The organism is Amycolatopsis sp. NPDC048633 (assembly GCF_040650695.1).
Lineage (GTDB): Bacteria > Actinomycetota > Actinomycetes > Mycobacteriales > Pseudonocardiaceae > Amycolatopsis.
This window is the reverse complement of sequence record NZ_JBEZHS010000009.1, coordinates 64882-85049: the sequence shown is the minus strand read 5'-3', so window position 1 is coordinate 85049 and position 20168 is coordinate 64882. Positions and strand designations below refer to the sequence as shown.

Annotated in this window: 19 protein-coding genes; 9 read left to right on the top strand and 10 right to left on the bottom strand. The window is 71.7% G+C overall.

From position 1 onward, the window contains the following. The first annotated feature begins 33 nt into the window (after positions 1-33). Entirely contained in the window at positions 34-387 is a 354-nt protein-coding gene (locus AB0C38_RS18630) for an arsenate reductase family protein (RefSeq protein WP_360674397.1), read from the top strand. On the opposite strand, the gene AB0C38_RS18625 is transcribed toward AB0C38_RS18630, so the two are convergent. Continuing rightward, positions 384-1595 carry a threonine synthase gene (locus AB0C38_RS18625; protein WP_360674394.1) on the bottom strand — a complete coding sequence of 404 codons (1212 nt, stop codon included), beginning with the start codon at positions 1593-1595 and terminating at the stop codon, positions 384-386. The genes AB0C38_RS18630 and AB0C38_RS18625 overlap by 4 nt on opposite strands. Before the next feature lie 11 nt (positions 1596-1606). Then, entirely contained in the window at positions 1607-2098 is a 492-nt protein-coding gene (locus AB0C38_RS18620) for an emopamil-binding family protein (protein WP_360674391.1), read from the bottom strand. A gap of 30 nt (positions 2099-2128) precedes the next feature. On the opposite strand from AB0C38_RS18620, the gene AB0C38_RS18615 reads away from it, so the two are divergent. Then, the gene (locus AB0C38_RS18615; protein WP_360674389.1) at positions 2129-2923 is read left to right on the top strand and encodes a DUF1295 domain-containing protein; all 795 of its coding nucleotides are present in this window, start codon (positions 2129-2131) and stop codon (positions 2921-2923) included. Continuing rightward, positions 2920-3732: a carbon-nitrogen hydrolase family protein gene (locus tag AB0C38_RS18610; RefSeq protein ID WP_360674386.1), complete on the top strand. Its 813-nt coding sequence runs from the start codon at positions 2920-2922 to the stop codon at positions 3730-3732. Before AB0C38_RS18615 ends, AB0C38_RS18610 begins: the two co-directional genes overlap by 4 nt. Before the next feature lie 17 nt (positions 3733-3749). On the opposite strand, the gene AB0C38_RS18605 is transcribed toward AB0C38_RS18610, so the two are convergent. The 3 genes from AB0C38_RS18605 to AB0C38_RS18595 form a co-directional block, all read right to left on the bottom strand. After that, on the bottom strand, positions 3750-4496 hold the full coding sequence (locus AB0C38_RS18605) for an SDR family oxidoreductase (protein ID WP_360674383.1): 747 nt from the start codon (positions 4494-4496) through the stop codon (positions 3750-3752). A 91-nt stretch (positions 4497-4587) separates the two neighbouring features. After that, complete coding sequence (locus tag AB0C38_RS18600) at positions 4588-5511, bottom strand: LysR family transcriptional regulator (RefSeq protein WP_360674380.1); 924 nt, start codon at positions 5509-5511, stop codon at positions 4588-4590. Continuing rightward, entirely contained in the window at positions 5499-6761 is a 1263-nt protein-coding gene (locus AB0C38_RS18595; protein ID WP_360674378.1) for a cytochrome P450, read from the bottom strand. Before AB0C38_RS18595 ends, AB0C38_RS18600 begins: the two co-directional genes overlap by 13 nt. A gap of 46 nt (positions 6762-6807) precedes the next feature. On the opposite strand from AB0C38_RS18595, the gene AB0C38_RS18590 reads away from it, so the two are divergent. Together AB0C38_RS18590 and AB0C38_RS18585 are read left to right on the top strand one after the other, a co-directional pair. Continuing rightward, the gene (locus AB0C38_RS18590) at positions 6808-7536 is read left to right on the top strand and encodes an alpha/beta fold hydrolase (RefSeq protein WP_360674375.1); all 729 of its coding nucleotides are present in this window, start codon (positions 6808-6810) and stop codon (positions 7534-7536) included. A 240-nt stretch (positions 7537-7776) separates the two neighbouring features. Beyond that, positions 7777-11004, top strand: a complete 3228-nt coding sequence (locus tag AB0C38_RS18585; RefSeq protein ID WP_360674372.1) for a tetratricopeptide repeat protein — start codon at positions 7777-7779, stop codon at positions 11002-11004. On the opposite strand, the gene AB0C38_RS18580 is transcribed toward AB0C38_RS18585, so the two are convergent. Both AB0C38_RS18580 and AB0C38_RS18575 read right to left on the bottom strand, forming a co-directional pair. Continuing rightward, positions 10941-11165 carry a hypothetical protein gene (locus AB0C38_RS18580; protein ID WP_360674369.1) on the bottom strand — a complete coding sequence of 75 codons (225 nt, stop codon included), beginning with the start codon at positions 11163-11165 and terminating at the stop codon, positions 10941-10943. The genes AB0C38_RS18585 and AB0C38_RS18580 overlap by 64 nt on opposite strands. Continuing rightward, a complete protein-coding gene (locus AB0C38_RS18575; RefSeq protein ID WP_360674367.1) occupies positions 11162-11959 on the bottom strand; it encodes an L-histidine N(alpha)-methyltransferase in 798 nt (265 codons plus the stop codon). Before AB0C38_RS18575 ends, AB0C38_RS18580 begins: the two co-directional genes overlap by 4 nt. Before the next feature lie 28 nt (positions 11960-11987). On the opposite strand from AB0C38_RS18575, the gene AB0C38_RS18570 reads away from it, so the two are divergent. Further along, positions 11988-13469, top strand: a complete 1482-nt coding sequence (locus AB0C38_RS18570) for a PLP-dependent aminotransferase family protein (RefSeq protein WP_360674364.1) — start codon at positions 11988-11990, stop codon at positions 13467-13469. A gap of 93 nt (positions 13470-13562) precedes the next feature. Continuing rightward, positions 13563-15332, top strand: coding sequence for an MFS transporter (locus AB0C38_RS18565; RefSeq protein ID WP_360674361.1), 1770 nt, complete (start codon positions 13563-13565; stop codon positions 15330-15332). 79 nt (positions 15333-15411) lie between these two features. Here AB0C38_RS18565 and AB0C38_RS18560 read toward each other — a convergent pair whose 3' ends face one another. From AB0C38_RS18560 to AB0C38_RS18550, 3 genes are all read right to left on the bottom strand, one after another. Next, positions 15412-16566, bottom strand: coding sequence for an acyltransferase (locus AB0C38_RS18560; RefSeq protein WP_360674358.1), 1155 nt, complete (start codon positions 16564-16566; stop codon positions 15412-15414). Positions 16567-16675: 109 nt separating this feature from the next. After that, positions 16676-17338, bottom strand: a complete 663-nt coding sequence (locus AB0C38_RS18555; RefSeq protein ID WP_360674355.1) for a peptidylprolyl isomerase — start codon at positions 17336-17338, stop codon at positions 16676-16678. Positions 17339-17364: 26 nt separating this feature from the next. Beyond that, the gene (locus AB0C38_RS18550; protein ID WP_360674352.1) at positions 17365-17619 is read right to left on the bottom strand and encodes a DUF2631 domain-containing protein; all 255 of its coding nucleotides are present in this window, start codon (positions 17617-17619) and stop codon (positions 17365-17367) included. Positions 17620-17713: 94 nt separating this feature from the next. Between AB0C38_RS18550 and dxr the strand changes: the two genes are divergently transcribed. Together dxr and AB0C38_RS18540 are read left to right on the top strand one after the other, a co-directional pair. Further along, positions 17714-18916, top strand: a complete 1203-nt coding sequence (gene dxr, locus AB0C38_RS18545) for a 1-deoxy-D-xylulose-5-phosphate reductoisomerase (RefSeq protein ID WP_360674349.1) — start codon at positions 17714-17716, stop codon at positions 18914-18916. Between the two features lie 3 nt (positions 18917-18919). Continuing rightward, on the top strand, positions 18920-20134 hold the full coding sequence (locus tag AB0C38_RS18540; RefSeq protein ID WP_360674346.1) for a site-2 protease family protein: 1215 nt from the start codon (positions 18920-18922) through the stop codon (positions 20132-20134). The last annotated feature ends 34 nt before the right edge of the window (positions 20135-20168 follow it).

Genomic DNA, 20168 nt, shown 5'->3' with positions numbered 1-20168 from the left:
CGTGCTCCAAAACCAAGGCGGTAAGCTGCCGCCGTGGAGATCTGGGTCAACCCGGCGTGCGCGAAGTGCCGGTCAGCGGTGTCGATGCTCGACGAAGCCGGCGCGGAGTACACCGTCCGCCGCTACCTCGACGACCCGCCGACCGCCAAGGAGCTGAAGGCCGTCCTGAAGCGGCTCGGCCTGGAGCCGTGGGACATCACGCGCACCGCGGAGCCGATCGCGAAGGAGCTCGGCCTCAAGACGTGGGGGCGCACCGACGCGGACCGGCCGAAGTGGATCGAAGCCCTCGCGGAGAACCCGAAGCTGATCCAGCGCCCGATCATCACGGCCGACGACGGCACGACGGTCGTCGCCCGCGACCCCGAAACGGTGCGTTCGGTCCTCTAAGGAATGCGACCGTCCCGGGGAAGCAGCGGCACGTCGAGCGGCACCGTCTCCGGGTACTTGATCCCGGCGCCGGTGTTCAAGACCACGACGTCCTCGTCGCCGGAAAGCCACTCCGACTCGCGAAGGTGTCGCAGCGCGGCGAAGCACGCCCCGCCTTCCGGGCAGACGAACGTGCCTTCGAAAGTAGTCAGTTCCCGTTGCGCGGCAAGCAGTTCCTCGTCCGTGACGGCCACCGCGGTGCCGCCGGTGGCGTACACCGCGTCGAGCACCAGGAAGTCGCCCAGCGCCTTGGGTACGGTGATGCCGAAGGCGACCGTGTGCGCGTCGGGGAACGAAACACTTTCCCGGGCCCCCTGCGAGAAGGCCTGGACGATCGGCGCGCACCCGGTGGCCTGCACCGCCACCAACCGAGGCAACGGCCCGGAAGCCCAGCCGAGTGCGAGCATTTCCAGCAGCGCCTTGTAGATCCCGATGATCCCGACCCCGCCGCCGGTGGGGTAGAGGATGACGTCGGGCAGCCGCCACCCGAACTGCTCGGCGATCTCGTACCCCATCGTCTTCTTGCCCTCGATGCGGTACGGCTCCTTCAGCGTCGAGACGTCCTGCACCCCCGGACGACGCGGAACCGCCGCCGCCACGAGCTTCCCCGCGTCGCCGATCAGGCCGTCCACCCGGTACAGCTCGGCCCCCGCGGCGACGCACTCGCGCATGGTGATCGCCGGGGCGTCGTCCGGCATCGCGATCAGGCTCGTCAGGCCCGCGCGCGCCGCGTACAGCGCCCACGCCGCGCCGGCGTTGCCGTTCGTCGGCATCGCGACCCCGCCCACGCCGAGCTCGGCCGCCCGCGACACGCCGACCGCGGCACCGCGGGCCTTGAACGTGCCGGTCGGGACCAGGCCTTCGTCCTTCATCCACAACCGCGAAAGCCCCAGCTCACGGCCATAGCGCGGCAGCGGCAGCAGCGGCGTCATGCCCTCGCCGAGGCTCACGACGTGCTCGGGCGAGCGCACCGGCAGCACCTCGTGGTAGCGCCACAGCGTCGGCTCTCGCCCGGCGATCTCCTTCGGCGTCACGGCTTCGCGGACGCCGTCGAGGTCGTACCGCGCGAGCAGCGGCGCACCCGTGGACGAGAGGCCTTGGACCGCGTCGGCGTCGAGGCGCTCGCCGGTCCGGGAGCATTCGAGGTGGCTGAGGAACGAGTACGGCACGGCGTCTCCGGTCAGAAGCGGCGGGTGAACGGCTTCGGCGCGCGCATCCGGATCAGCAGCAGGAGCGGCACCAGGACGTAGGGCAGGTTGAACGCGAGGAACTTCGCCGGGTTGCCGGTGCGCATCGCCGGGTCGCCGAAGAACTCGACGCCGAACACGACGACGCCGGTCAGCGTGACGATCATCGTCGCGTAGATCACCGACGGCAGCTGGATCCAGTTCCGGCCGGTCAGCAGCGCGAACACGAGCACGACGTAGAACGGCATGTAGACGAACGCCGAGAGCCCGGTGACGATCCGCATCCAGTCCGGCGGGTGCATGAACAGCTGGTCCGCGTCGTGGGCGTACCAGTAGTTCGAGTTCACGAAGAAGTTGTCCGACGGCTGCGAGAAGTCGACGCCGACGGTCGGCAGCAGGTCGCTGATCAGCGACGTGACCGTGAAGGCCGAGAACAGCACCGCGAAGAAGATGTCGATCTTCCGGTCCCGCAGCGGCAGGTTCATGAGATCGATCCTAGGTCCTAAGGTGAGCGGATGGACGCGCTGCGGGTCTGCCTGTACGTCTTCGCCGGAGTGACGCTCGGCACCTGGCTGCTGTCGGTGCTGACCAGGGAGTACTCCTGGGTCGACCGGATCTGGTCGATCGTCCCGGTGGCCTACCTGGCGATCTTCGCCGGCGCCGCCGGGTTCGCCGACGCGCGCCTCGACGTGATGTTCGCCCTGGTCACCCTGTGGGGGATCCGGCTGACGTTCAACTTCGCCCGGAAGGGTGGTTACGCCCGCGGCGGCGAGGACTACCGGTGGGCGGTGCTGCGCGAGAAGCTCGCGCCGTGGCAGTTCCAGGTGTTCAACTTCTTCTTCATCTCGCTCTACCAGAACGCGATCCTGCTGCTGATCACGTTGCCGGCGCTGACGGCGCTGGACCACCAGGGCTCGTTCGGCGTGGCGGACGTCGTCGTCGCGGTGGTCTTCGCGGCGTTCCTGGTCGGCGAGACGGTCGCCGACCAGCAGCAGTGGGTGTTCCACCGGGAGAAGCACGCGGGCCGCGCGTCGACCCGGTTCCTCCAGGAGGGGTTGTTCCGCTACTCGCGGCACCCGAACTTCTTCTTCGAGCAGGCGCAGTGGTGGGTGATCGCGGTGTTCGGCATCGTCGCCGGCGGTCTGCAGTGGACGGTGGCGGGCGCGGTGCTGCTCACGCTGCTGTTCGTCGGTTCGACGAAGTTCACCGAGAGCATCACGAAGTCGCGCTACCCGGAGTACGCGGACTACCAGCGCCGGACGTCGCCGGTCGTGCCGTGGCCGCCGAAGCGCGAGACCGTCCGCGGATGACCGTCGTCGCGGCGCTCCAGATCGCGACGGGCGTGACCGTCTCGCGGGTCCTGGAGTTCGAAGAGGAGATCCGCGGCGCCTCCCTGGTGGTGCTCCCCGAAGCCGTGCTCGGCGGGTACCCGGGCCGGGAGCCGTTCGTCGGCTACTTCCACGCGTCGATCACGGTGCCGGGACCCGAGACGGCCGCGCTGGCCGGTCTCGCCGCGCGCACGGGCGCGAGCCTGGTCGTCGGCGTGATCGAGCGGGACGGCTCGACGCTGTACAGCACGGTGGTGTTCCTCGACCCCGGCCTCGGACTGGTGGCGAAGCACCGGAAGCTCGTCCCGACGGCGCGGGAGCGGCTCTTCTGGGGACGCGGCGACGGCTCGACGCTCCCGGCGGTGCCGACGGCGGCGGGCCTGGCCGGGGCGGCGATCTGCTGGGAGAACCACATGCCGCTGCTGCGCGCGGCGATGTACGCGAAGGGCGTGGAGATCTGGTGCGCCCCGACGGCGGACGACCGCGACGTCTGGCAGGCGTCGATGCGCCACATCGCGGACGAGGGCCGGTGCTTCGTGATCTCGGCCTGCCCGTACGAGACCGAGGGCGACGACCCGTTCCGCGGCGGGAGCGTGATCGTGGGGCCGCAGGGAGACGTGCTGGCGGGCCCGCTGCACGACGGCGAAGGCCTGATCACGGCGGAGATCGACCTCGACGAGATCGTGGCGGCGCGCAAGAGCCTCGACGTGTCGGGGCACTACGCGCGTCCGGACATCTTCGCGCTGTCGGTGGACGAGCGACCCCAGGACGGCGTCACCTTCCTGCGGTGACGCCGTCCTGGTGGGGCTCAGACCGCCAAGCGGCCGCCGTCCACCGGGAGGATCGCGCCGTGGACGAAGCTCGACTCCGGCGTCACCAGGAACGCGATCGCCGCCGCGATCTCCTCGGGCGCGGCCACCCGGCCGGCCGGGCCCGCCGAGGCCAGCTCGTCCAGGCCGTCGCCGAACACCGCCGTGCCTTCGGTGCGGGTCGGGCCGGGGCTGACCGCGTTGACGCGCACGCCGGACGGTCCGAACTCCGCCGCCCACGCCTTGGTCATCAGCTCGATCGCCGCCTTCGACGAGCCGTAGAGCGCCATGCCCGCCATGCCCCGCGCCGCGACCAACGTCGACACGTTGACGATCGCGCCGTGGCCGCGGGCGGCCATCTCCGGCGCCAGCTCGGCGGTGAGGAAGAACGGCACCTTCACGTTCGTCTCGTAGACGCGGTCGAAGTCGGCCTCGGCAGTGTCCGATGTGGACCCGGTCGGGAAGATCCCGGCGTTGTTCACCAGCACGTCGACCTGCCCGCCCACCTCGCGCGCCCGGGCCGCCAGTTCGCGCGCCGACGCGGCGTCCGTCAGGTCGGCCGCGACGAAGTCGGCCTTTCCGCCCGCCGCCCGGATCCGCTCGACGACCTCCGCCCCGCGCGCCGCGTCCCGGCCGGACAGCACGACGTGGGCCCCGAGCCCGGCGAGCGCGATCGCCGTCGCCCGCCCGATCCCGCTGGTTCCGCCGGTCACGAGCGCCGTGGTCCCGGACAGTCCTTCAGTCATCACTCAACTCCTCGCGGCCGGGGTGTTTCCCCGGTCACCGGGTTCAAGGACGAGCACCGGACAGGACTTCCGGCTGCGCGTTCGGCGCTGCTTATGCCCGCGATTCGCCGCGCCGATGGTCTTCCAGCGCGGCGACGAACTGCGCGAGGTCGCGGCGGTGCGATGTCGCCGGCCACACGGCCCAGGTCCGCCGCACGATCGGGTTCCCGGCCAGCGGCAGCCACCGGACCGTGTCCGGCATCGGGTACGGCCACCCGGGCGGCGCGAAGGCGTACGCCCCGCCCGCGCTGACCGCCGGGATCTTGAGCTCGACGATCAGCCGCTGCTCCTCCGGCACCTCCGGCCCGATGTCGAGGCCGTGGCTGCGCAGCGTCGCCGCCAGCTCGTCGTACCACGCCGGGCTGCCCGCGCGGGGGAAGGCGAACCAGTCGAGCCCGGCCAGCTTCTCCAGGCGCACTCCGGCCGGCCCCGCGAGCTTCTCCGCGACGTCGGCCGCCAGCAGGACGCCGACGTTCTCCTCGACGACGAGCGCCGCGTCGAGGTCCGGCCCGGCCGGACGCTCACGGACGAGCCCGACGTCCAGCTCGCCGGTCCGCAGCGCCGCCACCTGCGCCACCGACGACAGGTGGCGGGCCTGCACCCGCGTGTCCGGGCACGCCTCCGCCAGCCGCGCGAGGGCCGCGGGCAGCAGCTCCGGCGGCAGTTCCAGAGGTACGCCGACGCGCAGCACGCCACCGCCGGTCTTCGTGTGCCGGGTCATGGCGGCGACGGCCCGGTCGTGGCGGGCCAGCACCGCGCGGGCCTCGCCCAGCAGCGTCGTCCCGGCGTCCGTCACCTGGACGCCGGTGCTGGTGCGGACCAGCAGCTGGACGCCGAGGCGGCGTTCGAGCGCGGTGATCGTCTGGGACAGCGCCGGCTGGCTCACGTGCAGCTGCCGCGCCGCCTTCGCCATCACGCCCGCCTCGACGACCGCGACGAACGCCCGCATCTCGCGGATCTCCATCAGCGTGCCCACCGGATCGGCAGCGACTTCAGGCCGTTCTGGAAGTTCGACCGCAGCCGCACCGGTTCACCGGCGAGCGACACTTCGCCCAGCAGGTCCAGCACCGCGCCGAACATCGCCCGCAGCTGGACGCGGGCGAGGTGCGCGCCCAGGCAGAAGTGCGGGCCGTGGCCGAAGGTCAGGTGGTCGTTCGGGGTCCGGCCGACGTCGAACGCGTCCGGGGCGTCGAAAACGTCCTCGTCGCGGTTGGCCGCGGAGAACCAGACCACCACCTTGTCGCCGGCCCGGATGTCCACATCGGACAAGGTGACGTCCGCGGTCGCCGTCCGCCGGAAGTTCATGACCGGCGTCCAAAAGCGCAGCATCTCTTCGACCGCGGACGGCAGCAGCGACCGGTCGGCCAGCAGCCGCCGGTACTGCGCGGGGTGCGAGAGCAGCGCCAGCATCCCGCCGGGCAGGCCGTTGCGCAGCGTTTCGTTGCCCGCCACGGAAAACAGCCAGAAGAGGTTCTCGAACTCGGCGAGCGAGACGCGGCCGCCGTCGTCGCCGACGTGCCGCATCAGGTTGCTCATGACGTCGTCGCCCGGGTGCTCGCGCTTGTACTCGCCGAGCGCGTTGGCGTAGGCGTAGAGGTCCGGCATGCCGGCGCGCGTGCGCGGGTCCGGCATCGACCCGTCCGGCCCGGGGGACGGGCGGACGGCGAGCGCGGCCCGCGCCAGGCCGGTCACGTCGGTTTCGGAGACCGTCGAGCTTGCCGCGTACTCGGCGTCCTGGTAGCCGATGACCCGGTTGCTCCAGTCGTACATCAGCCGCCGGTCCTGCTCCGGCACGCCGAACACCGCGGCGAGGGTGAGCAGCGGCAGGTCGGCGGCCACTTTGGCGAAGTCGCACTCACCCTGCCCGGCGACCGCCGCGACGAGATCCCGCGCCGACGTCTCGATCCGCTCGGTCAGCTTCGCGATCGCGCGGGGCGTGAACGCCCGCGTCAGCAGCCCGCGCAGCCGGCCGTGCTCCGGCGGGTCCATGTTGAGCATCATCCGCCGCACGTAGGCGAGGTCCGAGGACGTCGCCGGGTCGCGGATCTGCGTCCCGCCGAGCTGCGAGGAGAAGAGGGCGGGATCGCGCAGGACGCGCCGCACGTCAGCGTGGCGCAGCACGGCCCAGAAGTCATCGACGCGCACCACTGGAGACGCGCGCCGCAGCCGCGCCAGCTCGTCGTACGGGACACCCCGCACGTAGGTGTCCGGATCGGTGATCCCCACGAGCCGACCCTAGCCGCGCCCACCGACAGTTTGGCAGGCTGCTCCGATGGACACGCTGAACATGCGCACCGGCGGCGAGGGCGAACCGGCCATCCTGTTCCTGCACGGCCTCGGTGCGACCGGCGCGGTGTGGGCCCACCTGACCGAACAGGTGCCCCGGCGCGTGCTGGTGCCCGACCTGCCCGGCCACGGCCCGTCCGCGCCGCTGCCGCACTACAGCTTCGAGACGCTGACCACGGCCGTCGCGCGGGCGCTGCCCGGGAAAGGCCCGCTGGTCGTCGCCGGGCACTCGCTCGGCGGGGTGCTCGCGCTCGAACTCGCCTCGGGCAAGTACGACGTCGAGGTCGCGGGCGTGCTGGCGCTGGGCGTGAAGGTCGAGTGGACCCAGGACGACCTGGGGCGCGCGGCGTCGTTCGCGGCGCGGCCGCCCCGGGTGTTCGAGACGCAGCCCGAGGCCGACCAGGCATACCTCAAGGTGTCCGGGCTGCTCGGCATCGCGCCCGCGGACCCGGCCGGGCTTCGCGAGACCGAGGGAGGTTGGCGTCTCGCGATGGACCCGGCCGCGTTCGGCGTCGGCGCGCCGGACATGCCGGCGCTGCTCGCCGCGGCGCGGTGCCCGGTCGTGCTGGCGGCGGGCGAGAACGACCCGATGAGCCGTCCTGACCAGCTACGCGCGCTGGACCCGGACGCGGTCACCCTCACCGGTCTCGGGCACAACGCCCACGTCGAGGATCCAGCCGCCATCCGCGCCCTGTTGGAGCGCCTCGGCGTCTGAAGGTCCGGGTGCAGCCGTCGTACCCCACGCGACGGCTGCTCCGAACCCCTCGTCACCACCGGACCCGGCAAGCCTAGGAAACCGTGGTGGACGTGGGCCTGTACCCGCCGGGCCCGCCGTCGTCACCCTCGGTACCTGCGGAAACGGTTATCTTCGCCGTTCGGTGGTACAGGTATAGCGGCACGATCGGAATGCTGGAGGGGTACGTTCCGCTGCGGGGCACGCGGGGAAAGGACGCCAGTGGACGAAGGCCTGCCGTTCGCCCGGTGGCTGCGGGAGCGGCGCGTGCTCGCGGGTCTCACCCAGGCCCAGCTGGCCGACCGCGCCGGGCTGAGCCTGCGCGCGGTGCGCAACGCCGAGCTCGGCAGCGTCCGCCGGCCCCGGCCGGAGACGGAACGCCGGCTGCGGGAAGCGCTTGCCGAAGCACCGCCGGAGCGGGTGCGGATCGGCGTCCTGGGGCCGCTCACCGTGCGGCGCGGGGACGCCCCGGTCGAGATCGGCGCCGAGAAGCAGCGCCTGCTGCTCGCGATGCTGGCCCTGGAGCCGAACCGCACCGTCCGGCGCGAGGACCTCGTCGACGTCATCTGGGACGAGCCGCCGCCGTCGTGCCTGGACCTCCTCCACACCTACGTCGCGCGGCTGCGGCGGGCGCTGCGGCCCGCCGACCTCATCGCCACCGACAAGGGCGGCTACCGGCTGTCCGCCGGTGCGGACGACCTCGATCTCCTGCACTTCGAAGCGCTCCTGGCCGAGGGCGCCCACCGCGAGGCCCTGGCGCTCTGGCGCGGTCAGGCGCTCGCCGACGTCGGACCGCTCCGGCAGCACCCCGCCCGGCTGGCCCTGGCGATGAAGCGCGCGAAGACGGTCATGGCGTACGCCGGGGCCGCGGACCCCGAGGACGCCGCGGTGCAGCTGCGCGTACTCACCGCCGAAGAGCCGCTGAACGAGTCCGCGCACGCCCGGCTGATGCAGGTCCTCGCGGCGTCCGGTCGGCAGGCGGCCGCGCTGGCGGTGTTCGAAGAAGTCCGGCTGCGGCTGGACGGCGAGCTGGGCATCGAACCCGGCCCCGAGCTGCGCGCGGCCCAGCGTCAGGTGCTGCGACAGGACTTCGCCGCCCCGGAACCGCCGGCCCGCGTGCCCGCCCAGCTGCCCGCGGACGTCCCCGGCTTCCGCGGCCGCGCCGCCCAGCTGGCCGAGCTGGACGCCCTCCTGGAGGACAGCGGCACCGGCGGGCGCATCGCGGTCCTGTCCGGCACCGGCGGGGTCGGGAAGACCGCGCTCGCCGTCCACTGGGCCCAGCGCTCGCGCGACGAGTTCCCGGACGGCCAGCTCCACCTCGACCTGCACGGCTACGGCACGGTCCGGCCGGTCGAGCCGGGCGACGCGCTGTCCGGGTTCCTGCGCGCCCTCGGCGTCGACGGCGCGGACATCCCCGCCGAGCAGGAGGAGCGCGCCGCGAAGTTCCGCACCGCGCTCACCGGCCGGCGCATGGTGCTGCTGCTGGACAACGCCGGCTCGGTCGGGCAGGTCCGCCCGCTGCTGCCCGGCTCGTCGTCGTGCCTGGTGCTGGTGACCAGCCGGGACGCGCTGCCCGGGCTGGTCGCGCGGCACGGCGCCCGCCGCGTGCTCGTCGACCTGCTGACCGAAGCCGAAGCCCTCGACCTGCTGCGGACGCTGCTCGGCGCGCGCGTCGACGACGAACCGGACGCCGCCGAGGCCTTGATCGGGTATTCGGCCCGGCTGCCGCTGGCGCTGCGGCTGGTCGCGGAGCTGGCGCTGAGCCGGCCGGGCGAGCGGCTCGCCGCCCTGTCCGCCGAGCTGGCCGACGAACGCAAGCGGCTCGACCTGCTCGACGGCGGCGGCGACCCGCTGACCGCGGTCCGCGCGGTCTTCTCGTGGTCCTACCGGCACCTGGCGGCCGACGCCGCGCGCGTGTTCCGGCTCTGCGGCCTCCACCCGGGCCGCGACCTGACGCACGCCGCGATCGCGGCGCTCGCCGGCGTCGACCTGCCGGAGGCGGAACGGCTGACCGGCACGCTGGTCCGCGCCCACCTCGCGCAGGAGACCGGCGAAGATCGCGTCCAGCAGCACGACCTGCTGCGCGTCTACGCCGCCGAACTGGCCGCGGGGGACGAGGCCGAGAGCCACGGCGCGCAGGAGCGGCTGTTCGACTTCTACGTCCGGTCCGCCGCGCAGGCCATGGACGTCGTCCTGCCGCAGGAACGGCACCTGCGCCCGGAGGTGCCCGACCCCGACGTCAAGGTGATCGACGCGCCGGCGTGGCTGGAAGCCGAGCGCCGCAACCTCCTGGCCGTCGCGGCGCACGCGACGCGGCACGGGTGGGCCGACCACCTGCGGCTGCTGTCCGGGATCCTGTGGCACTACCTGGACGTCGGCGGCTACCACGAAGAGTCGCTGGTGCTGCACTCGCACGCGTCGGCGCTGGCCCACGACGCCGGCGACCGGGTGGCCGAGGCCGAGCCGCTCATCCTGATCGCGCTCGGCCACTGGCGCGTCGGCCGGTCCCGGGAAGCACGGCGGTACCTGGAGGAGGCGCTCGTCCTCGCCCGCGAGACCGGCGACCAGCGCACCGAGATCCACGCGGTCAACACCCTCGGCCTGGTCTGCCGGGCGCTGGGCCGCTTCGCCGAGGCGATCACGTATTCGACGGAAGCCCTGTCCCTGGCGCGCAAGGCCGGTGACCGCACCAGCGAAGGCCTGGTGCTCGTGGTGCTCGGCTGCTCCTGCCGCGGCATCGGCCGGTACGGCGAAGCGCTTGGCTACCTCGAAGAAGCGCACGCGCTCGCCCGCGACACCGCCGACCGCACGGGCGAAGGCTATGCCTTGGTCAACACGGGAGACGCGCTGTCGGCGCTGGGCCGCCACGACGAAGCGGTCCGTGCGCTGGAGCAGGGGCTGGAACACTTCCGCGCCATGGGCGTGTGGGTGAGCGAGGGCTACGCGCTGGGCATCCTCGGCGACATCGAGCACGCGCGCGGCCGGTACCCGGAAGCCGCGGCGCACCTCGAGCGGGCGCTGGAAATCTCGCAGGAGACGGGAAGCCCGACCAACCGCGCCCTCGCGCTGAAGCACCTCGGCGACGTCCGGCTCGCGCAAGGACGGCACGCCGAAGCGGCCCAGCACCTCGAAGAGGCACTGGGCCTGGTCCGCGAATGCGGCGACCGCGGCGTGGAGTCCCGCGTCCTCAACAGCCTCGGCGCGCTGGCGGCGGCCCGAGGCGCGTCTTCGGACGCGCTCGGCTACCACCGCGAAGCCCTTGCCGTGGCCAAGGAAACGGGCTGCCGTCCCGAGCAGGGACGGGCGTACAGCGGGCTCGGCGAAGTCCACTGTGGACTCGGTGAGCCGGAAACCGCGCGCGGACACTGGGAACGCGCGCTGACGTGTTACGCCGGGGAGTGCGTGCCCGGCGTGAAGCGCGTCCGGGACCGGCTGGCGGACCTCGAGTAGTGGCGTTCGTCGGCGACGAGGTCGCCTTCGAGGCGCTGGAAGTCCCGGTCGGGGACGTCGGTGCTGCCGGCCAGCCGGTTGCGCGGGTACGGACGGCGGCGGTAGGCGTGGTCGAGCGCCCAGGCGAGCAAGACAAGGGCTGCGAGAACGGCGATGATCATGACGCTCCTCCCGGAGTACGACGAGCTGTTACCTTGAAGAACGTGTAAAGGAAGGTCCCGTATTCCCTGGTGGTGCGGTAAAGATCGGCGATCCCGCGGGCCCAGCCGGCTTCGTCGATCAGCCCTTGCGCGACGGCGGCTTCGCCGACGCCTTCGACCATCGCGGTGAAGGTGTCGCGGGTGAACCCGGTGACGAGGTCCGGCTTCGACGCGTCGGCGTAGACCGTCCGCGGTTCGACCTCGACGTCGCCGAAACCGGCGTCGGCGAGCAGTGGGTGGAGACGCCGTCCGAGGAGTCCGTCGCCACCCGCTTCGGCTTGCAGGCGTACGAGGCAGTCGATCGCCGCCTGGGCGTGCTCGCTGCGCGGGTGGAAGAGCGCCGAGCCGTGGTCGCCCTCGATGACGGTGATCGTCCCGCCCGGCCGCAGCAGGGTTTTCAGGTGGGCCAACGCTTTCTCCGGCTCCGGCAGGTGTTCGAGCACGAAGCAGACGAAGAGGTGGTCCCACTCGCCGTCGAGGGCGAACAGGTCGGCCCGGCGGAACTCGACGCCCTGGACTCTTTGTCTGGCTTGGTCCAGTGAGGCTTCGGAGATGTCGACCGCGGTCAGGTGCGCGTCCGGGCTGCGGGCCACGAGGTGGACGGTCTGGGCGCCGACGCCGCAGCCGACCTCCAGCACGCGGCTCCCGGCGGGGTAGGCCGTCCCGGCGTGCAGCAGCGCGGCCAGGGTGTCGGCCTGGTCGCCGAGGCGGCGGGCCTCGGGTTCGGTGTATCCGTGCACGTAGGTGGTGTCCATGCGACCAGCGTGCTGCGACAATGGCTCGATGGACAGAGCCAAAACCTCGCTCTCGGAGGGGTCCATAGGTTCGGACTTCCTCCAGCTCGACGTCCGCGAGGCACCGCCGGGCGGGCTCGCGGACTGGCTCGCCGGGCAGGTGCGCGCCGCCGTCGCCGACGGCAGGCTCCCGGTCGGTGGGCGGCTGCCCGCATCGCGGGTCCTGGCCGCGGAGCTGCGCGTGTCCCGCGGGGTCGTCACCGAGGCCTACCAGCGGTTGATCGACGACGGTCACGCCGCGGGCCGCGGCCGGGCGGGCACCGTGGTGGTGGCCGCGCCGGTCCTCCCGCCGGCTCCCGCGCACGTCCGGCCGTCGTCGAAGGTGATCACGCCGATGCCGGGCGTCGAGGTCTTCGACGCCGTCCGCGCGGCCCCGGCCCGGATCGACCTCACGCCGGGCGTCCCCGACCTGACGGCGTTCCCGCGCGCGGCGTGGCTGCGGGCCGAACGAGCGGTGCTGGACGAGCTGGAGCCGTCGCACTTCGGCTACGGCGACCCCCGCGGGGCGCCGGCGATGCGGCTCGCGGTGTCGCACTGGCTGGCGCGCAGCCGCGGCATCCGCGTGGACCCCGGCGAGATCATCGTGGTGGCCGGCGTCGCGCAGGCGTTGACGCTGGTGGGGGAGGTGCTGCGGCAGCACGGCGTCGCGGAGATCGCGGTGGAGGACCCGAGCTCGCTGGGCGCGCGCCAGCACCTGCACCACTGCGGCCTGGCGACCCCGCCGGTCCCGGTGGACGAAGACGGCCTGCGGGTCGCCGACCTGCGTGCGCCGGCGGTGTTGCTGACCCCGGCCCACCAGTTCCCGATGGGCGTGGTCCTGGGCGGCGAGCGCCGCCGCGACCTGATGCGCTGGGCGGCCGAGGGCGGCATCGTCGTGGAGGACGACTACGACGCGGAGCACCGCTACGACCGCGCGCCGGTGCCCGCGGTCCGGTCGATGCTGCCGGAGGTGCTGTACACGGGCAGCGTGTCGAAGCTGCTGGCGCCGGCGTTGCGGGTGGGCTGGCTGCTGGCGCCCGCGCGGTTCCGGGACGACCTGGTGGCGGCGAAGCGGTTCGCGGACCTGGGCAACGCGGTGCTGGCCCAGCTGGTCCTGGCCCGGCTGATGGAGACGGGCGAGTTGGAGCGGCAGCTGAGGGCTGTCCGGACCCGGCACCGCCGCCGCCGCGACGCGATGATCCGTTCACTCGCCTCGGACCTGCCCATCGCGGTGGTCCACGGCGCGGCGGCGGGGCTGCACCTGACGATCACGTTCGATGCGGATTTGGACGACGTCGCGCTGGCGGCGGCCGCGTTGGAAGAGGGGGTGAAGGTGCAGCCGCTGTCGTGGCACCGGCAGCGTCCGGGGCGGCCTGGGCTGGTGCTGGGGTATGCGGCGCGGACGTCGACGGAGATCGCCGAGGGGATCGCGATCCTGGGCCGGTTGGCCCGTTCGGTAAAGGATCCACAAAGGACACTCAACCGAGTGTGATCATGCTCTCGCAGGGGATTCGCCCAGTTGGTTGCCATACGCAAGCAAGTTGCTTAGCCTAGCTAAGGGACTTGCGAGCAGAAGGGTTGCACAGTGGCGGAACGCCGGACGTATTCGATCGCGGAACTGGGGCCGCGGTACAAGTGGATCGCGCTGTCCAACACGACGCTGGGCATGCTGATCGCCACGATCAACTCCTCGATCGTGCTGATCGCGCTGCCCGACATCTTCAAGGGCATCGGCATCAACCCCCTCGAGCCCGCCAACACCAGCTACCTGCTGTGGATGATCATGGGCTTCCTCGTGGTCACCGCGGTGCTGGTGGTGAGCTTCGGCAGGCTCGGGGACATGTACGGCCGCGCGAGGATGTACAACCTCGGCTTCGCCGTCTTCACCGTTTCTTCCATCATGCTGGCCGTCACCTGGTTCGGCGGTGACGCGGCCGCGCTGTGGCTGATCGGCTGGCGGATCGTGCAGGGCGTCGGCGGCGCCTTCCTGATGGCGAACTCCTCGGCGATCCTCACCGACGCCTTCCCGGCCAACCAGCGCGGGCTCGCGCTCGGCATGAACGGCGTCGCGGCCATCGCGGGCTCGTTCCTCGGCCTGGTCGTCGGCGGGGTGCTCGCCCCGGTCGACTGGAACCTGATCTTCCTCGTGTCGGTGCCCTTCGGCGTGATCGGCACGATCTGGGCGTACCTCAAGCTGCACGACACCGGCATCCGCAAGCACGCGCGGATGGACTGGTGGGGCAACATCACCTTCGCCGTCGGCCTGATCTCGGTGCTCGTCGGCATCACCTACGGCATCCAGCCCTACGGCTCCTCGCAGACCGGCTGGGCCAGCCCGATGGTGCTCTCGTGCCTGATCGGCGGCGTCGCGGTGCTGGTCGCCTTCGTGATCATCGAGACCAAGGTCGACAACCCGCTGTTCCGGCTGTCGCTGTTCAAGATCCGGTCGTTCACCTGGGGCAACGTCGCCAACCTGACGGCGTCGCTCGGCCGGGGTGGCCTGCAGTTCATCCTGATCATCTGGCTGCAGGGCATCTGGCTCCCGCAGCACGGCTACACCTTCGAGCAGACGCCGTTGTGGGCGGGCATCTACATGCTGCCGATGACCATCGGCTTCCTCCTGGCCGCACCGACGTCGGGCATCCTCGCCGACCGGATCGGCAGCCGTATGCTCGCGTCCAGCGGCCTGTTCATCACGGCCGTGACGTTCCTGCTGCTGATCATCCTGCCGGTGAACTTCGACTACTGGGCGTTCGCGGCGATCCTGCTGATCAACGGCATCGGCATGGGCATGTTCTCCTCGCCCAACCGCGCCGAGGTGATGAACAGCCTCCCGGCGGACTCCCGCGGCTCCGGCGCGGGCATGATGACGACGTTCCAGAACGCGGCGATGGTCCTGTCGATCGGCTTCTTCTTCAGCCTGATCATCTCGGGCCTGTCGAGCAGCCTCCCGTCGACGATGCACGACGGCCTGATCGCCCACGGCGTCTCCGACGCGGCGGCGACGCAGGTGGCGAACCTGCCGGCGGTGGCGGTGCTGTTCGCGGCGTTCCTGGGGTACAACCCGATCCAGCAGCTCCTGGGCGGCCAGCTGTCGTCGCTGCCGCCGGACCAGGCGTCGTTCCTGACGGGCCGCAGCTTCTTCCCGAACCTGATCTCGGGCCCGTTCCAGTCGGGCTTGGCGGTGGCGTTCGGGTTCGCGATCGCGGTCTGCCTGATCGGCGCGGTGGCGTCCCTGCTGACGAAGGACGCCCGTCCGAAGGACCGCGAGTCGGTGGGCGAGGAGCTGGCCGCGGTCGCCGGGGAGTCCGGTGGCGGGCCGAGCGAATTGGTGTCGCCCGCCGTCGAACGCTGACGGTGGTTTCGGAAGCCGGGTGCCGCACTGCGCGGCACCCGGCTTCCGATGTCTTGGGGGAGCGGGAGTCCGCCGCCGGCTACCTCACGGCAGCGTTGGACGAGATCCGTTCGCGTTCGTCGGTGGGGATCAGGGCCGCCGCGAGTGCGGGTTCGGCGGCCTCGGCCATCGGGGCCGCTTCGGCCTTCTTCGCCCGGCGGCGCACGATGATGCGGCGGCCGACGTCGATCATCGGGACCTCGACCCAGCGGTAGGTCAGGTCGGCGGCCAAGAGCCCGACGATCGTCACGGCGATCGCGGTGAGCGTCCGGTGCGGGGCGAACTGCGGGATCGCGCCCGCGAGCGCCATCGCGACGACGCCCTGCATGAGGTAGAGCGAGTACGAGCGCTCGCCGATGAACCGCATCGGCCGCCGGGACAGCACCCAGACCAGTGGGCCGCGGCCGGCGACCAGGGACGGCACCAGCAGCGCGGCGAACAGGATGTAGATCGTGCCGGTGATCGAGCCGCCTTCGTCACCCAGCAGCTCGGTGATCTCGCCGAACATGGTCTGGACCGCGATCAGCGCGGCGGCGACCACCAGCCCGACGGCCGGGTGCGTGAACACCCGCAGCGCGGCGAAGCCCTTGCGGTGGTGCAGCACGATCGCCAGCGTGCAGCCGATGAGGATCGGCGAGTACGCGCCCGCGTAAGGCATGAAAGGGATCAGGGCGAGCATGAGGGCGACGAGCCCGAGAGAGAGGCTTAGGCGCTTCACGAAGCTCAGCGCGCCGATGCCGAACGCGAGCAGCGGCCAGACGAGGTAGAACTTCTGCTCGACGCCGAGCGTCCAGGCCTGGCCGAACAACGTCATCTGGTGGTACTCGCCGACGAAGAGGACGTTCCACGGCAGGGCCTCGACGATCCCGCTGTGCCGCAGGCCCAAGCCCCGGAAGTAGGCGAAGACGACGACCACGCCGATCACGACGTAGTAGACGGGAAGAATGCGGAACGCCCGGCGGATGTAGAACTCCGGCAGGGACACCCGGCCGTTGCGGGCTTCCTCACGCAGGGCCAGGGTGGTGATCAGGAAGCCGGAGAGCACGAAGAACAGGTGGACGCCGATCCAGCCGTTGGCCCGCACCCAGTTGGGGCCCCCGTAGTGAAAGACGACGACGAGCACGGCGGCGATGGCCCGGACCCCGTCGAGGGCGTCGAATCTGCGAGTGGCCAGGTACTGGTCGTGCGTCATCATCGCGGGGTCCCCCTCAGGCTGCTCAACTCGCACAATGTAATCGGGCGAGAACGGCATTCACTCTTTGGGGTGACGTTCCGGATGTCGGGGCCGGTACCGTACTTGATCGCTATCGGCTGAGCGACGCGCGCTGGATCTTCACCGGATGTGCCGGGGCGCCGTCCAGGGGCCCGTTCGGGTCGGTCGGGATGATCCCGTCCGCCACCATCCGGTCCAGCGCGTCCATCCCCCGGACCACGGTGCCCAGCACCGAGTAGTTCGCCGGGATGTTCGCGAAGGAATGCACGATGAAGAACTCGGAGCCGTTCGTCCCCGGCCCCTGGTTCCCCATGGCGACGGTCCCGCGCGGGTAGGTCTCCGCACCGGTCACCTCGTCCGGGAACTTGTACCCCGGCCCGCCCTTCTCGACCTCGTAGATGTCCCCGCACTGCAGGACGCCGAGACGCGAAGAGTTCGAAAGCCGCCAGCACTGCGAACGGTCGTAGAACCGCTGGAGGATCAGCGACACCATGTTGTGCACCGCGCAGGGCGCCGCTCCGGCGCGATTCAGCCGCACCGTCACCGGCCCGTAGTTGAAGCGGAAGGTCACATCCACGGTCCCGCGCGTCAGCGCGAACGGCAGCGGGCGCACCACCGGCCGGGCCGCCGGGTTCGACGGCGTCGGCGTGAAGGAGCATCGGACCACCGGCGGTGACGCGGCCGAGGCCGAAGCCGGGGCCACGAGCAACGCACCCAGCACACCGACGAGAGCCAGACCCCAGCGCACCTTCATGCCCCGGGACGTTAGCCGGTAACGGACTACTTGCGCCAGGCCGTGCGCTGCTTACGGATGTCGAGCACCAGCAGCAGGATCAGGAACAGCGCGAGGCCGACGAGCCACACGTTCTCGGTGTTGTTCTCGTGGTTGCCCTTGATCATCACCAGCAGGATGATCGCGCTGACCCAGCCGGCGATCCGGGTGGCCTTCGGGAACGACCCGTGCCAGCCCCAGGCGGCGGACGGTTCGTCGCGGGGGTCGACCTCGGGCCGCTTCTCGACCGCCTTGCCTGCCACGATGAACTCCTCAAGACCCATGAACCACGGACGCGCCGATGATCCCACACCTCCGGGTGCGCCGCGGAGACGCCCCGCGCGACAATGACCCGCGATGACTACCTCGCGAAGCGTTCTCGTGCTCGGCTCCACCGGGTCCATCGGCGTGCAGGCCCTGGACGTCGCGGCCCGCAACCCGCACCTCTTCCGGGTGGCCGGGATCGCGGCGGGCGGCGCCGACCCGGCCGCGCTCGCCGCGCAGGCGCTCGCCCACGGTGTCGAGGCCGTCGCCGTGACCAAGGCCACGGCCGCCGAGGACGTGCAGCTCGCGCTGTACACCGAGGCGAAGAAGCGCGGCTACGACCAGGGTGACTTCAAGCTGCCGCGGCTCTTCGCCGGTTCCGACGCCGTCACCGACCTGATCGAGGCCGTGCCCGTCGACACCGTCCTCAACGCCCTGCCCGGTTCCCGCGGCCTCGAGCCGACGCTGCGTGCGCTCGCCACCGGCGCCACCCTCGCGCTCGCGAACAAGGAGTCGCTCATCGCCGGTGGGCCGCTGGTGCTCGCCGCGGCCAAGCCGGGGCAGCTGGTGCCGGTCGACTCCGAGCACTCCGCCATCGCGCAGGCCCTGCGCGCCGGCCACCGGAACGAAGTCGCCCGGCTCGTGCTGACCGCGTCCGGTGGCCCCTTCCGCGGCCGCAAGCGCGCCGAGCTGGCCGATGTCACCGTCGAGCAGGCGATGGCGCACCCGACGTGGTCGATGGGCCCGCTGATCACCATCAACTCGGCCACCCTCGTCAACAAGGGCCTGGAGCTGATCGAGGCGGCGCTGCTGTTCGGCATCGAGCCGGCGCGGATCGACGTCACCGTGCACCCGCAGTCGATCGTGCACTCGATGGTGACCTTCACCGACGGCTCGACGATCGCCCAGGCCAGCCCGCCCGACATGCGGCTGCCGATCGCGCTCGCACTGCACTGGCCCGACCGGGTGCCCGACGCCGCGCCCGCCTGCACCTGGGACAAGGCCGCGACCTGGACTTTCGAGCCGCTGGACGACGAGGCCTTCCCGGCCGTCGAGCTGGCGCGGCACTGCGGCACCGTGGGCGGCTGCTTGCCCGCGGTGTACAACGCCGCGAACGAGGAGCTGGTCGCCGCTTTCCTTGCGCAGAACACCCGCTTCACGTCGATAGTGGACACTGTTTCCGAGGTGGTGGGAGCCGCCGACGAGTGGCGTCGCGAACCGCGCGACGTCGACGACGTTCTCGCCGCCGAGCGCTGGGCTCGCGCGCGGGCCCGTTCGATCATCGAGGGGAAGTAGCGGGTGTCCTACATCATCGGTGTGGTGCTCTTCGCGCTGGGGATCTGTGTCTCGGTCGCCCTGCACGAGGCGGGCCACATGGTCACCGCGAAGGCCTTCGGCATGAAGGTACGGCGGTACTTCGTGGGCTTCGGGCCCACGGTGTTCTCCTGGCGCCGCGGGGAGACCGAATACGGCCTGAAGTGGATCCCGCTCGGCGGGTTCTGCGACATCGCCGGCATGACCGCGCTCGACGAGGTGACGCCGGACGAGGCGCCCCGCGCGATGTGGCGGTTCAAGACCTGGAAGCGCACGGTCGTCATGTGCGCCGGGTCGGTCACGCACTTCATCCTCGGCTTCGTCGTCCTCTACCTGATGGCCGTGACGATGGGGCTGCCGGTCCTGACCCCGCAGACGACCGAGCCGGTGCTGGCCGCGACCTCCTGCGCCCAGTCGGCCACCACCGAAAAGCAGCTCAGCGAAGACAGCTGCCGTCCTGGCTCGCCGACCCCGGCGAAGTCGGCCGGCCTGCAGCCCGGCGACAAGGTGCTCGCCGTCGGCGGCAAGCCGGTCGCCTCCTGGGAGCAGATGCTCGCCGCCGTGCAGGCCACCAGCGGCCCCACGCAGTTCGACGTGCAGCGCGGCGACCAGCGGCTGGCCCTGGTCGTCGACGTGCCGAAGGTGCAGCGCTGGACCGCCGACGGCGTCAAGTCGGTCGGCATGATCGGCGCGTCGGCCCAGCGGGCGTCGCCGACCACGCAGTACGGTCCGGTCGCCGCCATCGGCGCCACGTTCAGCTTCACCGGCACGATGTTCTCCGAGACGGCCCAGCGGCTCGTCGAGTTCCCCGAGCGCATCCCCGCCGTCGTCACCGCGATCTTCGGCGGCGAGCGCGACCCGAACACCCCGGTCAGCGTCGTCGGCGCCAGCCGGATCGGCGGCGAGGCCGTCGAGCGGGGCATCTGGGTGCTGTTCTTCTTCCTGCTGGCCAGCCTGAACTTCTTCATCGGCGTGTTCAACCTGCTGCCGCTGCTCCCGCTCGACGGCGGGCACATCGCGGTGGTCTGGTACGAGCGCATCCGCGACTGGATCCGCGCCCGGCGGGGCAAGGCGGCCGGCGGTCCCGTCGACTACACCAAGCTGTCCGGGATCACGATGGTGCTGGTGCTGATCGGCGGCGCGGTGACGCTACTCACGGTGACGGCGGACATCGTCAATCCGATTCGGATCGGGCAATAGCCGCCACGGAGGGGTTCCGGCCCCTCCGTGGCGG

What these genes read in the sequence shown, in the direction of transcription:
- AB0C38_RS18615 (WP_360674389.1), top strand. Translation starts at nt 2,129, where the DNA reads ATGGACGCGCTGCGGGTCTGCCTGTACGTCTTCGCCGGAGTGACGCTC.
- AB0C38_RS18575 (WP_360674367.1), bottom strand. Translation starts at nt 11,959, where the DNA reads ATGGACACCACCTACGTGCACGGATACACCGAACCCGAGGCCCGCCGC.
- AB0C38_RS18590 (WP_360674375.1), top strand. Translation starts at nt 6,808, where the DNA reads ATGGACACGCTGAACATGCGCACCGGCGGCGAGGGCGAACCGGCCATC.
- dxr (WP_360674349.1), top strand. Translation starts at nt 17,714, where the DNA reads ATGACTACCTCGCGAAGCGTTCTCGTGCTCGGCTCCACCGGGTCCATC.
- AB0C38_RS18555 (WP_360674355.1), bottom strand. Translation starts at nt 17,338, where the DNA reads ATGAAGGTGCGCTGGGGTCTGGCTCTCGTCGGTGTGCTGGGTGCGTTG.
- AB0C38_RS18580 (WP_360674369.1), bottom strand. Translation starts at nt 11,165, where the DNA reads ATGATCATCGCCGTTCTCGCAGCCCTTGTCTTGCTCGCCTGGGCGCTC.
- AB0C38_RS18605 (WP_360674383.1), bottom strand. Translation starts at nt 4,496, where the DNA reads ATGACTGAAGGACTGTCCGGGACCACGGCGCTCGTGACCGGCGGAACC.
- AB0C38_RS18570 (WP_360674364.1), top strand. Translation starts at nt 11,988, where the DNA reads ATGGACAGAGCCAAAACCTCGCTCTCGGAGGGGTCCATAGGTTCGGAC.
- AB0C38_RS18560 (WP_360674358.1), bottom strand. Translation starts at nt 16,566, where the DNA reads ATGATGACGCACGACCAGTACCTGGCCACTCGCAGATTCGACGCCCTC.
- AB0C38_RS18620 (WP_360674391.1), bottom strand. Translation starts at nt 2,098, where the DNA reads ATGAACCTGCCGCTGCGGGACCGGAAGATCGACATCTTCTTCGCGGTG.
- AB0C38_RS18610 (WP_360674386.1), top strand. Translation starts at nt 2,920, where the DNA reads ATGACCGTCGTCGCGGCGCTCCAGATCGCGACGGGCGTGACCGTCTCG.